Here is a 16,450-nt window from a genome sequence, read left to right as displayed (position 1 = left end):
ACAGTTATTAATCAAAAACTATGGTTTAAAAACCAGGGAGTTCACATGAAATTAAACACTCTACTACTCGCCGTATCTGTAACCCTCGCAAGTTCTGCTTTTTCCGCTTATGCCAATAATGCCTCGGCTAAGTTTGCGGCCGCTTGGAATGACGAACCTATAAAATTAGAGTCTATTGCCAGTACCACTCCGCCAGCGGATGGTGAGGAGCTGCCTCCTCACGAAAGACATGGGTATCTGCTGACCACCATCAAGGTGCCTCAAGACAAAGAGTTATTGGTCGGTGTGTCTGCGGAAATCGGCCTAGTCACGGATACCACTGTAAAAGGTAAAGATGGCGCAGCGGCAAAAGCCGTAGCGGGTGCCAGCGTTGAGGTGGAACTTGTTGCAGTTAAAGCAGGCACTGAGATCACTGCAGCCCCTGGTCCTGTGATGCTGTCTAAGCGTGTGCAGGAGCTGAGTGCCACCTTGGGTGGCGTGCTTGAGACCTGCACCGACCTTCCTGGTGATGACGGTTTACCTGATGGCACAATCGATGTGGCTACTGAGTGTACAACAACTGACGAACAAATTGGTTTAATGCAAGACACCCTAGCTTCTCACCACTTTAACTTCATTTTGCCTAATATGGATGCAGGCATCTATGAAATCAGAGCGAAGTTTTCAACTAGCGCCTCGGCGGCAGTGGAAGTTGACGGTGATACAGCCTCCGCTGATTCTGCGGCAAAAGCTCTTGTAGGTAAGACCATGGTGACCGTACAGCAAGTACGTGCGGTTAAAGGTAGCCTGGCTGATGTGGACATAGTGGAAAACAACTAAGGCAAACAGATGCCAAGGATAATGACTGCCTGCTTAGCAGGCGGTCATTGGGCTCAAACAATGTTTTGGGCATTGGTTAAAGCCATCAGCTGTTAGAGCTGATGGCTTTTTTTATTGCTTGTTGTTTAAACGCCGCAGCCCTTATTGAGCTTGTGCTGTAGCAACCTTTGCCTTCGCCGCATCGAGCATGGCTTGCAGTGCGGCGCTGTTATAGACCTGGCCACGGCTGATCAGGGTGCGGATATCACGGGTGTGACTAATATCTTCAAGCGGGTTGCTGCCAAGCAGCAGTAGATCGGCTTTTTTGCCCGCTTCCACGGCACCATATTCAGCTTCTTTACCCAGCCATTTTGGTCCCGTAAGTATCGCGCTTTGCAAGGCGCGCAGTGGGCTGAGACCGCCGTCGACATAAATGGCGAGCTCGTCATGCAATGCCTTACCCGGATAAATATAAGAATTGAGGTAACCCGTATCCGTACCGGCCATAATGGTCACTCCGGCCTGGTCTAGTAGGGGAAGAAGGTCCCGAGTGGCGCGAAAGCGGGCTTTGCGCTCGGTGATCTCCTTGGCATCGGCGGCGGCCTTTTGTGCCGCACGCTCAACCCGCCAACTGTAAGTGGCCTTAAGGCCCGGGCCGAGTAAATCGAGCTCCGGGTCATTCAGGTGATCGTCTTCGTCGATAAAGGCGATAATCTGGCTGCCTATCAGGGTAGGCACCACCGCGGTGTCGTTTTCGGCCAGTACGCGGTATTTGCTTAGCGCAGTTTGCTCATCAAAATTGGCGCGAATAATGGGCAGGGCACTCCAGTAACTTAGTTCGCCGCTGCGCACCTTGGCGGAGATTTCCGCTTCATTACGAGCACCGGCCTTAAGCAGGTAAGGCATGTGTTCAATGCCATCAAGGCCGGCCTTAGACACATGGGTGACCGAGAGCGCAAAAGGAATATGACCGCTGATCGGCAGGCCGCGTTTTTTTACTTCCTGCACCGCCTTCAGGTAGAGATCGGGGGTCAGGGCGCTGTCGGTGATCTTAATAAAGTCGACGTCCATGGCCTCGAGCTGATCTAGCGCCGCGTTCATTTCTGCCTCGGTTTCTACCTCCAGGTCGCCAGCCCAGATTGAGTTCTTCCCTTCTAGCTTGGGGCCCGAGGTAAACAGGGTTGGCCCGAGTAGTTCATTGTTATTTATCGCCGCCCGCCAGGTGAGCACTGAATCGCTGATATCGGCGGCGGCATCACGCACCGCGGTCACGCCATAAGCCAGGTACAGAGGTAATAAATCTTGGTTTTCAGCAATCAGCTTTTCGCCGCCACCAAAGTGCACATGCATATCCCACAGGCCCGGCATAATATACTGGTCTGTGCCATCGAGCTGGGTGGTGGCATTAATATGCTCGGCATCTTTGCCTACCCAGATGATTTGATCGCCGCGGATGGCCACCTGTTGATCGGCGTTAATATCGCCGCTGCGCACATCGATAACATCCACTTGCGAAATAAGCACATCGGCCTGCATGGGCGGGGGAATATTGCTGCAGGCGCTTACCAGCAAGGAGGCACACAGTGCCGGGAAAAGTTTAGTCATGGTTATCTCCTCATTTTTCTTGAGCCTAACAGTGGCGACCGGCTGCCAACAGTTGAATGCGACAAAACGTGCTCGCTGGCGGATGAGTGCGCGATGGAAATGTACAAACAGAGCGGTTTCTAAGATGAAAGTGCGAAATTATGATATAGCGCAGGGCAAATTTTTTTTCATCGTCTAGCATTAATACAAGCGTGATAATAAAAGCAACAAAGGAAAATAATATGCGTATAAATCAAGCCATGGTTGACGAGATGGAGTTACTGGCTAAATTTCCTCGGGCCAGTCATATGCAGGGCATTAAGGTGCATAGCGATGCCGATGAAGCCATGCGCGAAGCGGCTCGACGCCTGTTTGAAAAGGGCATTACCGATAGCCCTGACGGCGGCTACCTGACCGACTTGGGCCTAGACCTGGTTAATCACCTCGACACCCTGCACAGTGCGCTAAGCTGCTAATTCAAGAATGACCAAGGCGGCAAGCCCTTGCTGCCTTACTTGCCTCGTTTCCCTTTCCTTGACGTAAATGCCGGCCGCCTCGAAAGGTCGTTGAAAAATATTACTTCATAAAAAATCTTGCCTTGGAGTTAACACTAAGGTTTATGCTGTTGAAAAATTGAGTGATGGGAGCACAGCATGAACTTTACCCAAGCAATTCGTTTTTCCGTCCTGCGTGAGTTGGCACAGGCGCGCAGAGCCCGTCGGCTAGCCTTCAGTGCGCAAGAGTTTACGCATTTGGAGAATGCCCATGTGCTAGGGCAGGAGTCCACCTATTGGCATACCTACACCCATTGGCGGATGCTGGTGTGGGGCTGGCAACACAAAATGTATCCCGAGGTGGCGGGGCAGGTTTTACGTATTGTTGGCGCCCTGAGCAAAACCGCCATAGGTTTGCTGCCAACGGGCAACACAGGGGGCGCTAATGTAAGCCCGTTTAAGCCTATGCCCTTGTCGCCAGCTCATGTGCAGGCCATTAATGACGCCAAGCACAGATGTAAGCTGGCGAACTAGTGTTGTGTTTAGCTCAGCCCTGCAGCCAATAAAGGACGAGTAGGTGATGGGTAAAAAACAGCGCGCTTAAGGTCATAGCCAAGGTAAAAGAGCTTGGTGGCAGCTGGACTTTCCCGGGGCGGCGAATTAAATAAACCAGTACGCAGGCCTCGATAGCGGCCACCAGCACCACGGCATAGCTTGGCGCGGTCGAAAACATCATCATATACAGGCCTATACTCATGCCCAAGGCCGCCAGCCATTTGGCCTTGGTTGGCACCACCTTATGCTGGCGCCAGGCCGTTAGTATTGGCCCGAATCTGGGGTGCTCAAGCAGCCAGGCCTCGAGGCGCGGGGAAGAGTGAGTAAAGCAGGCCAGGGCGGCGATAAAAAAGATGGTGGTGGGCATCACCGGCAGGGCAATGCCCACTATGCCCAGGCCGACAAAACCTAAGCCTAGCGCTTGCAAGGCAAGGTTCTTGTAGCGTTTTAGATGCCGACTAAGGGCAGTTATCAGGCTCACCACACAATTCCACAACCCCTGTTAGGGGCAGTGTACTAAAGCCTGGTTAAGGCCGCTATGGCTTTTTTCTAGCGATGATCAAGCCCAGCACTGGTTGACGGTTGATTTAGCAAAAAGGGCCTCGCGGCCCTTTTTTAGAAGTAATATCCGATGTTGATATTAAAGCGACGCTCGGTTTCGTCACTGTCGCCGGCGATGGAGCCACCAACAAACGGCTGGTTCTTCGCATGCACCAGATCGAAATAGGTGAACAAGCCGCCTGCGGCCACCGAGAAGCCGGTGACATTCATCCAGGTATCGGCACTGTTATCCGATTTGTCGTAGATGATGCCGTAGTCGTTGTAAAACTGCAGTCCGGTTACCGCGCCCCATTTTACTGGCAGGCTGTAGGCAATGTTGGCATTGGTCATGGTTGCCTCGGCAGCGATGCTGTCGTAGAAGGAGTATGCGCCTACCGCCATGCGATCGACATTATCGATATCATAGTTATATTCACCATGCTGCAACTGGAAATTCCAGCGGCCCAGGGTGCTATTTAGGTGAACCGCCCAGGCATAGTAATCGCCAACACGGTCGTCGCCGTCATGCAGATCGCCACGTAAACCAGACACTCCTAGCTCGGTTTTGCCACCTTCATGTTCAAGGTGGTAGCCGTAGCGGCCGGAGAAGGTGTTGTATTCGCCAATGGCATTGGTGGGTTCGGCATAAATGCCCTCATCGGCGCTGCGAAAACCAACCACATCGTAGGAATAGCGATCGCTGCGGTTATCGACATAGCCGTCGACGCCACCGAGTTCATCGTTTTTGAAAAAGCCGAGGTCGAGCTGCCAGTTGTCGGCAATTTTGCGTTTAAACAGCAGGCCAAGATCGTGATCATCCTCCAGACCCACATAATAGGTGGTGCCGAAGAAATAGTTGTGCGAGTTATAAGGCCAGTTCCCGAAAGGTACCTTGGTAATACCCGCCTGCACCTGCCAGTCGTCGGCAAAATCATAACCCACATAGGCATATTTTACCGCCGTCATATAGTCGAAGAAGCGGATCTCAGCATTGAGTTCCACATCGCCAATATCACCGGCGAAGTTAACGCGGAATATATCAAAATCGAAGTCGCCGCCGCGGTTTTTATTGTCGTCGTCGTAGGAAGTGTGGCTGTAGTTGGTACGTACGGCACCGCCAATGCGAATACCATCTTCTTTTTCTTCGCTTTGTTGCGCTACGCTCTGTTCCAGTTGCTCTTCTTGTTTAGCAATGCGCCGAGTGATTTGCTGTTGCTCTTGTTCTTGCTGTTTGGATTTGCGTTCTGCCGCTTCGAGCTTTTGCTGCAACTGTTGCATTTGCTGCTGCATTTGCTCAAGTTGCTTTTTCATTGCCTCCAATTCAGGGTTGGCCAGTGCCGAGCCAGATGTCAGGGCTAAGCTTACTGCCAATGCTGTGCTGTTGAAATTAATCATAATAACCTTTTGTTGTGGCCCGTTCCCCTAGCCTAGACTAAGTTTCGGGTTTTTACGAAGGTAGGCCCGGTTCCGGGGCGACTGGTCGTTTGGAACCACGTGCCTCAACAGAGTGTCTCAGCAGAGTGTCTCAACGAGTTTCTCAACCGAGAACAAGCGGTAGTAGTGACCAGGCCTCTTATCGAGCCCAAAGATGATTAATTAGTGTAACAAAAGCAAAAGCTTAGGTTAATGGTGGATTATTCGCCTTTGTTTGAATCTAAGGGTTTGGTGATGGCGCCTACTTCGAGCAGAGGTGAGGCATCGATCTTATCGGCATCCATCATCGCGGCTATGCGCTGCATGGACGAGAGCAGCAGGGTTTGCTCCCATTCGGCCAGGTTAGTGAACTTGTCGATAAAGTGCTCTTGCAGTGGCTGCGGCGCCTTGTTCAACAGGGCCGTTCCTTGCTCGGTTAGATAGAGGCTGACACGGCGCTTATCGAGTTGGCTGCGTACCCGGCTTACCAGTTCGCGGCTCTCTAAGCGGTCGAGAATATTGGTGACCGTGGCCGGGCTGAGATTCACGTTTTGTGCGATGCGACTTGCGGTAATGCCGTCGGTTTGCGCGACTTCATTCATGATCAGTAACTGAGGCCCGGTTAACCCCGAGGTTTTATTGAGTTGTTTGGAATGCAGATCGATAGCGCGAATAACCTTGCGTAGGGCAATTAACAACTCATCATACTTTTGCATTTCCAATCTCCAACCTGTAACCCCGCCATTATACCCGTAAAAAGCGCCTCGGCCACCCTCTGTGCACAAACTGGTGAATGAGCGGCTTATGGTTTGAATTCGCTGGGGGATGACAAGGTGATGAATTATTTTGCCCATATGTTTATTTAGTGCGGGACTTTGGGTAAGGTGACTCAGCACCGCTTTATCGTTAAGGATTGAATAATGCAGCTTTCATCGAGTGTTTCTATTACCCATTGTGATTCCGGCCTGGAGTACTTGCAGGTGGACTCGCCCTTATGTCAGGCGCGTATCTTCCTCCAGGGCGCACAGCTTACCCAATACACTCCTGCATGCGGCAAAGCCCTTATCTGGGTATCCGAAGAAGAAGACTTTCAAAGTGGCAAGAGCATGCGCGGCGGTATTCCTATTTGTTGGCCCTGGTTTGGTGTGCATCAGCATCCGGATTGGCCGATACATGGCGTTGCCCGCGTCTTGCTATGGCGCGCCGAAGAGGTACAGGAAACTCAGGATGAAATTCGCATCAGCTTGTCCTTGCCCATGACCCAGGTCGACCCAGAATACTGGCCCCATAAAACCCAGTTGAAGGTTGAGTACGTGCTCAGTGCTAAACAGCTTGAGGTGCGTTTAACTAATACCAATCTGGATGATCATGTGATCCAGCTAACTCAGGCTCTGCACACTTATTTCCCGACCCCGGATATCACTCAAACCGAGGTTGATGGCCTGCAAGGCGCGCACTATATTGAGTTTGGTGAAGGCCCCTTCGAGCAGCAAGAGGTGGTACGCTTTGGTCGCGAAACCGATATGGTATACAGCGGCGCTGGCGAGCTGCAGCGCATTCGTACTCCCGATGGCACCATAGAAGTAGAGCGTGAGAACTCCCGTTCTTGTGTACTGTGGAACCCTTGGGTGGACAAATCCAAGCGCCTTTCTAACTTTGCCGATGATGAATACCATCGCATGCTGTGCCTGGAAGCGGCCAATGTGTTGGATGACAAGGTAGAGTTGGCTCCCGGCGAAAGCCATACTCTGGGCACTATTATTCGCTGGGGGTAAGCTCGACATTATCCCGCCTGGGTTTGGCCATCCTCTACTGGCTGAGCCCACTGCTTTGCCAAGGGTGTTTGCCTAAGGCTTTTGCCTAGAGCTTTTGCCTAGGGCTTTGTATTTTCCTTGTACGAAAATATTTACAGCGGTTCCTTGACCGTCTACCCCTCCAAGCTTGCCAACAAATCACGCAAATATACAATGCGCGCCTTCTTTAAAATCGTTAAAAATCATAAGTTTACAAATTTAAACTTAGTATTAACTATGATTTTTAATGGTTAACTTTTTAATTACTAAAAGAGGTTGCCTTGACTCAGTATCTAGCCCTGTTTGCGTCCTTGATTCTGGCTTTTAGCTTTTTACCCATGCTAAATAAAATTCGTAGGAATCGCAGTGTTTCCGGGGTCTCTCTGCTGATGATGAGCTTTGGAGTGGCGCAAAGCCTTTACTTTATCGCCTTTAACCTGTTTTTTGAGCGCTACGCCATGGTGTTGCCATTCGTGGTAACCGGCATGCTCAGTGCGCTGATCCTCTATTACTTTATCCGCTATAACGCCAGCGATAGCCAGCGTAAACGACTATTGCTCTTGCTAGTGGCTACTTTATTGCCCTTTACCTTGCTGCTTAGCGCTCAGATTGATACCGGTGAACTACTCCATGTCTTAACCTTTGTGGCGTTACTGATGAGCTCAATCCGCGTGATGCCGCAAACCTATAAAACCATCCGCAGTGGCGATGTTTCTAACCTGAGTGCCCGGTATTTTATTTTGCAGTTTATTGCCGGTGTACTTGGTCTGGCGGCGGAGCTGGCCATGAGCACGCCGAGTGTGGCTCATGTGCTTAATTTTGTGATGATCCTCTTAACCAATGCGGCACAGTTGGCCTGTATTCAATATTATCGCCAACGCCCGGCCATGGCCTAGTACAGAATTGACCATAAAAAAGGCCACATAATGTGGCCTTTTTTGTCTCTTAGCTGGCAAGCTTAAACGGTTAATGCCTTGTCGATCAGCAGGTTAATATACTGCTTATTGGCCTTGGCCGCCGCACTGGCTCCCCAGGCGACATTCTCGTCGCGGATATGCTGCAGTTGCGATAATGCTGCCGCCTTGGCCAGGTTGTCGTAGCCGCTAGGCTTCTTCACGCCGGCAATGGCGATTAGGCGATTCACGTATTCCACCTGCAGGTTATGGCTTAGGCTGCTGGCTTCCTTGGCATCAACAAAAATAGCCGCAGTAAGATCCTGCATCATGGTGCTTAAATCATACTCGTTGCCGTACAGGCTGGAGTCAGAAATACGCTGCAATACATTCTTATGCAGTAACTGGTTAAGCACCCCTTGCTGCATGGTCAGTATCATGGCGTGCGCTTTTGGATCTTCATTCTTACCATAGTGGTTGAAGCCACGACGCTGTTGCTGCAAGTAGCTGTACAGCGGCTGCATGTCTTTAAGAACATTAGGTGCGAAGACCTTGTCGGCTAACACCTGCATGGCCGCTTTTTGACGCTCCAGTGGTACCGGAGTAAATGGTGCCTTGCCGCCATCGCTGCCAACCAGGTTACGCTCGACATAAATACCGCCGATCTGGCGAGAAATCACTTCCGCCTGCTGCTTATACTGGCCGGCGAGAATATTGGCCGAGACCACTAGCTGCTGGTGGCTTTCGCCCTCAACCAAGGCTTTGGCTTTAAGTTCGGCCAGCAGGCTTTCTACGAGTGCCATGCGCTCGGCGCCATAGGCTACTGGGTTTGAGGAAAGGTCGCCAATCATCACGCGTGGGTCGATATGACGGCCCGGGGCACGCATATCATCGGCATCGTTACCAAAGGCCAGCTTGTGCTCAGCGGAGCGCGACAGGATTTTCTCCAGGCGAGCTTGCTCGGCCTCAGCTTCAGTGAGCGCCTGGCTGTAGCCGAATTCAATCGCCCAATCGTCATAAGGACCTGGTTTGGTTTGGAAAAAGTCGCCTTGCTCAACGCCTTTTGGTGCTATGTTGGCAGGAGCGTAATCCATCACAGAGCCGGTCACTATGCCTTGAGTCAGGCTCTTATCATGCACCTGCTTTTCATCCCACAGGATGGATGACTTCATATTGTGGTTCAGACCCAGGGTATGACCTACTTCGTGCAGCACCAATTGCGTTAGGCCCTGGCGCAGAATTTCTTTGTCGCTGATGTCGGCGCCGCTGGCCAGGGTGCTGGCCAAAATCATGTTTTGTTGTAATTCTTGGCCCAGCGAGCAGTTTAGCTCTTCGCCCTGGGCTTCGCCGCGGACTGGGCTTTGAGCTAGGCTGGCCGCACCTTGGGAATACAGGGTGTCGTAGATCCAACGGTTTTTCATAAACACGTATTCAAGCATGATGTCCGAGCCCAGGATTTGACCTGTGAGCGGGCTTGCCAGCGCCGGGCCATAACCGCCGAATGGCGGGCGAGGTGATGAGGTCCAGCGTAACACGTTGTAGTTGATATCACCGGCATCCCAATCGGCATCGTCTGGTTGCACCTTCACGACCAGGGCATTTTTAAAACCGGCCTTTTCAAACGAGCTGTTCCAGCCCAGTACGCCTTCCTTTATGGTGTCTCGCCATTCTACCGGCGTGGTGTTTTCAATCCACCAGACGATCGGCTCAACCGGCTCGGATAGCTCGGCATGCGGGTCTTTTTTCACTAGGTTCCAGCGTTTGATCACGTCTTTATAAGGAGCCCAATCCGCCGAGGTCATATCGTCAAACTGGTTGCTAAAGTAGCCGATGCGGGCATCGTCGTAGCGTGGCTGGTAATCGTTTTGTGGTAATGCCACAAAGGAGTGCTGAACCTTGATTGAAACTGCGCGCGGATCGCTGATGGCGGCTGAGCCGCGGACGCTGGGGTTGTCATTGTTAAATACGTAGTCGACAACTATATCTATATTATTAGGGTACGGGCGATGCTTAATAATGCGTGATTTTTTGTCGTCCAGCTTGCCCAGTTTAAAGCGCTTCTTGGCGTCTTTGTCGTCCGGGTTGCTCCAAGGCGACACCTTATGCAGCGCTTCGCTGAGGAATAATTTGTCTACTTTAAAAGCGATTTTACCTGCTTCTTCCACTTCAATCGGCAGACTGGCGAGTACGGCTTCGCTGATATTGGCTTCAGCAGCGCGGGCAATTGCGCTGTCGTCGTTGAACTGGTAACGCGGGGTCTTGCTAACAATGTCGACGCGGTCAAAGTAGCGACGAAATTCGATCAGTTTGGTTTCACGATAGGCGCCACGGAAGTGACCGGCATCGGTAACACCGTCTACGGTATGGGCGAAATAAACATAAGGCTTGTTAAGCTGCGCCTCGGTGATCACCATTAGGTTGTCGCCGCTTTTGGGGTCTTGATAAAAATCGAATACGCCATCGTAAAGGATATGGTCGGCGGTGGTTTGCGCCAGTGTTTTAGTTTTTTCTTCTTCTTTATCTTTGGCCAAGGTGGCCTGGCTGCCTAGCGCCAGGCTAAGGGCCAGTGTAAGGGTAGAGAGTTTCATTTGGGTCCCTGATCTTGCTTGTTGTTAGCAAAGCAGTGTACTGAAACTGGCTGGCGAAAAAACCGGGAATGAGACAGAAGCCGGTATAAAGCCGATGTACTGCAAATAATTAATTGATAAATATGAATTTTTACTTTGTAACAAAGTATGGCTAAGAGCGTTTTATCGCATTATTGGTGCTCGGTGCTGCTTAGTGAGGGTGCTGTCAAAGACATATAAGTGGGCGATAAATGCGCCGTTGACGAAGTAGAAAGCCCTTGTTTATCAATTACAAAGCGGTTGATATTTGATGTTGCTAAAATTAATACTTGCTTACAAATGAGCAGTTACTAAAAAGAACCAAGTTGTTAATATATGCTGAATATAATTTTATCAAGGTGATCGGCCATGCATCAGGCATTAAAAAAATCCTTAGTCGCACTCGCAGTTGTTGTGGTCACTGGGGCCGCCGCTAGCGGTATCATGGCAACGGCGAAAAAGCCGGATGAAACCAAGCAGGTCGATACCCGGCCTATAGTCGAGGTGAAATCTCTGGCCGCCAGCGATCACCAAGTGCTGCTGACCAGCTATGGCGAGGTTAGACCGCTTGAACACACTTTACTTGCCGCTCAGGTCAGTGGCGAAGTGGTGAGCTGGAACAAGGGTTTTGTTGCCGGCGGCATAGTTGCCCGTGGTGAGCTGCTGTTCACCATAGAAAAAGACAACTATGAAGCGGCTGTGTTGCAGGCCGAGGCCGAGGTAGCGAGAGCACAGGCGGCCTTGATTGAAGAGCAGGCGCAGCAACAGGTGGCCAAAGACGAAGCCGCCCGCACCCCAGGCGTGAAGCGCTCGGCCCTATTCTTGCGCGAACCTCAGGTATTGAGTGCTCAGGCGGCTGTTAAGTCGGCGGAAGCGGCGCTCAAGCGGGCGCAGCGTGATCTTGCTAACTGCGAAGTGCGTGCTCCTTATGATGCCCTGGTGATCTCCCGCGACATTGGCCAGGGCCAGTTTGTCAGCCCGGGCAGCAAGGTGGCAGAGCTTAATAATATCGAGACGGCGGAGATCATTCTGCCCATCGCCGGCTTCGACAGCGCCTTTTTACCACCGCGTGTTGCTGGCATTGAGGCCACCATTACCCAGGAAGGACTCGGTGGTTATAGCCGCAGTGCGGTGATTGACCGTGATTTGGGGATAGTCGATAGCGCCACGCGTATGAGCAACTTGGTGGTGCGTGTGGATGACCCTTATGCCATTCACACGCAGCAACCCAAGGTCAAATTTGGCAGCTATGTACAGGTACAATTCCCGGGGCAAACCCTGCGTGAAATTTTCCGCTTACCGCAAGAGTTGGTGAACAATAAAACCGTCTGGGTGGTGAACAAGGACAACCTGCTGCAGCCGCGTCAGGTTACCGTGGTGCGCGAAGAAGATGAGTTTTTCTTAATCAGCGAAGGCCTGCAAAGCAGCGATCGCATCGTGCTGACCTTGCCGGAATATCCGCAGCAGGGCATGGAAGTACGTATCGCCGGGCAGGTGAGTACCAGCCCAAGCAACGACCAGCTGTAGGAGAGGCCCATGCAAACGCCAAAGCAAACCGGCATTATCGCCTACTTCGCTAACAATTCCGTGGCTGCTAACCTGATGATGGTGTTTATCATCATTATGGGGATCGTCAGTTATTTCACTATTCAGCGGCAGATGTTCCCTAATATTGAAATTAACTACATCAATGTGACCGCCAATTATCCAGGCGCCTCGCCGCAGGAAATCGAAGAAAGCATACTGATCAAAATCGAAGAGTCGCTCAAGGATGTGACCGAGATAGACAAGGGTGTTTATCGCGCCTTCCGTAACTCCGGACGTGCCTCGTTAGAGATAGACCCGGATGCCGAGCTCAGCGATGTACTCGACAAGGTGAAGTTACGCGTCGATGGCATCGCCACCTTCCCGGCGGGGATGGAGCCGGTCACCATAAGTCAGGTGGAATTTCGGCAGGATGTGATAGGTATGTCTTTGGTGGCCGACCTGCCGCTGACCGAGCTGAAGCCCATTGCCAATGAAATTGAAGATGAACTGCTGCAACTAGGCAATGTGTCTCTGGTGCAAAACGATGTGCCGCTGGACGAAATTGCCATCGAAATCAAACCCGATACCCTGCGCCGCTATAACCTCACCTTGAGTGATGTAGCCAATGCGGTGCGCCGTTACTCGGCCAATTTTTCCGCCGGCCAGTTGCGTACCGATGCGGGCATTATTTCCGTACGGGTCGAGGCTCAGTCCTACTCCGGCGAGGAGTTTCGCAATATTCCGGTGAAGGTAGGGGCCAATGGTGCCAAGGTGCTGCTGCAGGATGTGGCGCAAATCAAGGATGGGTTTGTTGAAGGCGAACGTTACTTCAAGTTCAACGGCAAAAATGCCATCTACCTGAGTGTTAAGGCGACTAAAGAGCAAAACATGATCCCCGTAGCGGAGTCGGTTAAGGCCTATATCGACCAAAAGAATAAAACCCTGCCTGCCGGGGTGACCATAGAGCCGCTGATGGATATGACCTATTACCTCAATGCGCGCCTGGATATGATGCTGAAAAACCTGCTTCAAGGGGCCATCCTGGTGGCCTTGATGCTGACCCTGTTTTTGCGCTTTAAACTGGCATTGTGGGTGATGATAGGTCTGCCGGTGTGTTTCTTAGGAGCGCTGATGACCATGCCCATCTTTGGCATCAGTATTAATATTGTCTCCCTGTTCGCCTTTATTATGGTATTGGGGATAGTGGTTGATGACGCCATAGTCATAGGCGAGAGCGCCTATTCTGAGATCGAGAAAAAAGGTGGTGGCGTCGACAATGTGGTACGTGGTGCCCAGCGCGTGGCCACCCCGGCGACCTTCGGGGTGTTGACCACCATGGCGGTGTTTGCCCCCTTTACCTTATCGAGCGGCCCGGAGCGGGCGTTTTTCTTCGGCATCGCGGTGGTGGTCATGGCGTGTTTGGCCTTTAGTCTGATCGAGTCAAAGCTGATTTTGCCGGCGCATATAGCCCATACCCGCTTTGGCCCTCTCAGCTCAAGTGGTTTTCGCGCCCGCTTTAATGATAAGTTTTTTGGCTTTGTGAATGGCACTTATCGTCGCTGCGTGGAGAAGAGCATAGAGTGGCGCTACGTGGTCTTTATCGCGTTTTTAGGCATGTTGATCCTGAGCTTTACGCTGATTGGCAGCAACCATATTCGTGTGGTGCCAACGCCTAAGGTGCCTCATGATTTCCCGCAAATCAGGGTGGAAATGAACGACAATGCCTCGGATATTCAGACCATTAACGCGATTCAGAAAATCGAGCGCATGGTGCTCGATGTGGACACACAAATCGAACAGGAATTTGGCCAAAAAATGGTACGCAGCCTCTTGGTATTCAACCAGGGCCGTACCGAGGCTCAGGTATTAGCGCCTTTGGTGGATGAAGACCTGCGCCCATTTGATGCCTTTGAGTTATCGCGGCGCTGGCGCGAAGCCATGCCGGAAATTGCCGGGGTGAAGTCGCTGACCATTTATGATGACGTGAATGGTAACCCAGGTGGTGATGGCGAATTCGGTTATCTGCTATTTGGTTCGGATATAGACACCCTCAATGCCGCCGGTCGTCAGTTTATAACTATGTTGCAGCAACAACAGGGCTTGTTTGACATCAGTTCCACCATAGATCCGGCCAGCAAAGAAGTGCAGATGAGCCTTAAGCCGGTGGCCTATGATCTCGGCTTGGACCTGCAGAATATTGCCAGTCAGGTCGGCGCCAGTTTCTACGGTGGCGAGGCCCAGCGAGTGATCCGCGACGGTGAAGAAGTGCGGGTCATGGTGCGTTACCCCAAGCTGACCCGTGAAGCCTTTGCTTCCCTTAAGCATGCGGTGGTGATGACTCCGGCGGGCCAGGAAGTACTGCTTGGTGATGTCGTGGAGCTAGAGGAACGTCCGGGGATCAGTTACATTCGCCGTGAAGGGGGTTATCGCACCGTTTATATCTATGGCAGCATAGACGAGGAAAGGGTCGAGCCCACTGAGGTGGTCAAACGCATTAAAGAAGATTTGTTGCCGCAACTTAAAGAGCAGTTCCCATCGGTGAAAACCGAACTGGGCGGCTCCATCGAAGAGCAACAGGCTCAGGCCAATGAACAAATTCTCTTCTTTATTGCCGGGATGATCATTGTTTACATCCTCTTGGCGGTACCGCTTAAGAGCTATAGCCAGCCACTGATCGTGATGTCGGTGATCCCCTTCAGCTTAACCGGAGCTCTCTGGGGTCACTTCTGGTTTGGTCTCGATCTGAGCACCATGTCATTTTTTGGCTTAATCGCCGCCGCCGGGGTGGTGATCAACGACTCCTTGGTCATGACAGATTATGTGAACCAGGCGCGCCGCGAAGGTTATACGGTAAAACAAGCCGTGGTCGAGGGCGGCTGTGCACGTTTTCGCGCCATTACCCTGACCTCAATAACCACCTTTGCTGGGGTTCTGCCGATCATGTTTGAAACCAGCTTGCAGGCCAAGTTTGTGATCCCTATGGCGGTGGCGCTGGGCTTCGCTGTGCTGTACGCCACCTTGCTTACGCTTATTCTGGTGCCCTGTTTATACGTTATCCTCGGTGATATACGGGCCGCGTTCCGCTGGGTGTGGCAGCGTGTCAGAGGCAAGGTACCGAGGCAGCACAAAGGCAAGGTGAGTAAAGCGTAATAAATAACCTGAGCTTCGGATAGTTAATGCCTTTCTAGCAGCCAGTTTTGGCGCTAACGGCGTTGAATTCACTTCCAATAGCTAGCTATTGGAAGTGAATTCGCCTGGTTGTCTCTAAAACTCTCTGGCTAGACAAGGGTGTAATTTATAGTGAAATTTAAAAACAATAAGTTAGCTCATCCCTTATCCAAACCTCAGGTTAAATAGAGAAAGTTACCCGCTTTCAGGGTGCGTTAAGATTCGCGCTTCTATCTTTTGATAGTCTTGGGAGTAAATTTGTATGGTTAGAAGGTTCTTTAACGATAAGAGCTAAGGCCAACAAGCCCAAAGTGAGCTTAAAAGTTTAACGCATCCTGGTTCTGAAGTGTGCTTTGGTCGCTGACTAAGCAAGGGGTAACAAATTGCAATTAGCCGAACATACAGACATATACTCGAACATGGGCGGAGTTCTTCCTGCAGCCAGTTGGCTCAGTGTGGGTACGCTAAGCAGTTATACGCAGCTATTTTGCGGCGATACTGTCGAAGTTGAGGTGTACGATCATCAAGGTTTGGTTCAAGGACTGAGTTTTAAGCTGCATATTAAGTCCGATCTGCATGGCGAGCCGCAAAACTGGACTCGCGACCTTGCCCACTATATCAATACCCATATACCCCTGATGCAAGCGGGTAAATTAACCGAACATGGGCTCATCACCGCGTATCGTGGCAATGAAATTTTTGCCTGTTCAAACAGTGGTATCTGTGAGGTGGTTATTAACTACAAGTGTGCGGCGAAACAGCAGCACAGGGGTCAGCATAATAACCAGGGTTATGATCATATCTTTCCCGTCGACCATGAACTCTATTGCGCCGGCGATCGTGTTCTGCACCTGGCCACCGGCAAGGTTTATCGCTGTAAACCTTGGCCCTACACTGAATTGTGCCGCTTAGGCGGAAATAATCACGAGCAATATGAACCCGGCTTAGGCCTGAATTGGCACACCGCCTGGCAAGAAATAGAGTCATAGTCGCGCAAAGCACAAGTGATACCAACGCCGTTAGCATGATATTTAGCCCGCTAGAATGATTAGCTGTTTAAGAGAATGGGTATGATACAC

General features: G+C 51.3%; 12 protein-coding genes and 1 pseudogene. 8 read left to right on the top strand and 5 right to left on the bottom strand.

Annotated features, from left to right (window positions below; translation table 11 throughout):
- Positions 1-45 precede the first annotated feature (45 nt).
- Positions 46-819, top strand: a complete 774-nt coding sequence (locus C2M24_RS12080; RefSeq protein ID WP_105201161.1) for a hypothetical protein — start codon at positions 46-48, stop codon at positions 817-819.
- A 141-nt stretch (positions 820-960) separates the two neighbouring features.
- Here the strand turns inward: C2M24_RS12080 and C2M24_RS12075 are convergent, their stop codons facing one another.
- Positions 961-2,403 (bottom strand): amidohydrolase family protein, encoded by a 1,443-nt coding sequence (locus C2M24_RS12075; RefSeq protein ID WP_105215147.1) that lies wholly within the window; start codon positions 2,401-2,403, stop codon positions 961-963.
- A gap of 221 nt (positions 2,404-2,624) precedes the next feature.
- On the opposite strand from C2M24_RS12075, the gene C2M24_RS12065 reads away from it, so the two are divergent.
- Both C2M24_RS12065 and C2M24_RS12060 read left to right on the top strand, forming a co-directional pair.
- Positions 2,625-2,858: a TIGR02647 family protein gene (locus C2M24_RS12065; protein WP_105201159.1), complete on the top strand. Its 234-nt coding sequence runs from the start codon at positions 2,625-2,627 to the stop codon at positions 2,856-2,858.
- A gap of 177 nt (positions 2,859-3,035) precedes the next feature.
- Positions 3,036-3,410, top strand: coding sequence for a DUF3703 domain-containing protein (locus C2M24_RS12060; protein WP_105215143.1), 375 nt, complete (start codon positions 3,036-3,038; stop codon positions 3,408-3,410).
- Between the two features lie 115 nt (positions 3,411-3,525).
- On the opposite strand, the pseudogene C2M24_RS12055 reads toward C2M24_RS12060, so the two are convergent.
- The 3 genes and pseudogenes from C2M24_RS12055 to C2M24_RS12045 all read right to left on the bottom strand — a co-directional run.
- Positions 3,526-3,903: pseudogene (locus tag C2M24_RS12055) on the bottom strand (YbaN family protein); the annotation flags it as partial.
- 143 nt (positions 3,904-4,046) lie between these two features.
- The gene (locus C2M24_RS12050; protein WP_105215141.1) at positions 4,047-5,366 is read right to left on the bottom strand and encodes a porin; all 1,320 of its coding nucleotides are present in this window, start codon (positions 5,364-5,366) and stop codon (positions 4,047-4,049) included.
- A gap of 239 nt (positions 5,367-5,605) precedes the next feature.
- Positions 5,606-6,100, bottom strand: coding sequence for a MarR family winged helix-turn-helix transcriptional regulator (locus C2M24_RS12045; protein ID WP_105215139.1), 495 nt, complete (start codon positions 6,098-6,100; stop codon positions 5,606-5,608).
- Positions 6,101-6,304: 204 nt separating this feature from the next.
- Between C2M24_RS12045 and C2M24_RS12040 the strand changes: the two genes are divergently transcribed.
- Both C2M24_RS12040 and C2M24_RS12035 read left to right on the top strand, forming a co-directional pair.
- Positions 6,305-7,159, top strand: a complete 855-nt coding sequence (locus C2M24_RS12040; protein WP_105215137.1) for a D-hexose-6-phosphate mutarotase — start codon at positions 6,305-6,307, stop codon at positions 7,157-7,159.
- 299 nt (positions 7,160-7,458) lie between these two features.
- Positions 7,459-8,073, top strand: a complete 615-nt coding sequence (locus C2M24_RS12035; RefSeq protein WP_105215135.1) for a PQ-loop domain-containing transporter — start codon at positions 7,459-7,461, stop codon at positions 8,071-8,073.
- 62 nt (positions 8,074-8,135) lie between these two features.
- Here C2M24_RS12035 and C2M24_RS12030 read toward each other — a convergent pair whose 3' ends face one another.
- Positions 8,136-10,658 (bottom strand): zinc-dependent metalloprotease, encoded by a 2,523-nt coding sequence (locus tag C2M24_RS12030; RefSeq protein ID WP_105215133.1) that lies wholly within the window; start codon positions 10,656-10,658, stop codon positions 8,136-8,138.
- A gap of 387 nt (positions 10,659-11,045) precedes the next feature.
- On the opposite strand from C2M24_RS12030, the gene C2M24_RS12025 reads away from it, so the two are divergent.
- The 3 genes from C2M24_RS12025 to C2M24_RS12015 all read left to right on the top strand — a co-directional run bounded on the left by C2M24_RS12025 (position 11,046) and on the right by C2M24_RS12015 (position 16,360).
- Positions 11,046-12,203, top strand: coding sequence for an efflux RND transporter periplasmic adaptor subunit (locus C2M24_RS12025; RefSeq protein WP_105215131.1), 1,158 nt, complete (start codon positions 11,046-11,048; stop codon positions 12,201-12,203).
- Between the two features lie 9 nt (positions 12,204-12,212).
- Positions 12,213-15,353 (top strand): efflux RND transporter permease subunit, encoded by a 3,141-nt coding sequence (locus C2M24_RS12020; RefSeq protein WP_105215129.1) that lies wholly within the window; start codon positions 12,213-12,215, stop codon positions 15,351-15,353.
- Positions 15,354-15,754: 401 nt separating this feature from the next.
- Positions 15,755-16,360, top strand: a complete 606-nt coding sequence (locus C2M24_RS12015; RefSeq protein WP_158677980.1) for a chitin-binding protein — start codon at positions 15,755-15,757, stop codon at positions 16,358-16,360.
- Positions 16,361-16,450 lie beyond the last annotated feature (90 nt).

Origin of the sequence: Pseudoalteromonas sp. T1lg22, assembly GCF_002964645.1 — a bacterium.
Taxonomy (GTDB): Bacteria; Pseudomonadota; Gammaproteobacteria; order Enterobacterales; family Alteromonadaceae; genus Pseudoalteromonas.
Note: the sequence above shows the minus strand (reverse complement) of the source record. Positions and strands in the feature narration are given on the sequence as shown.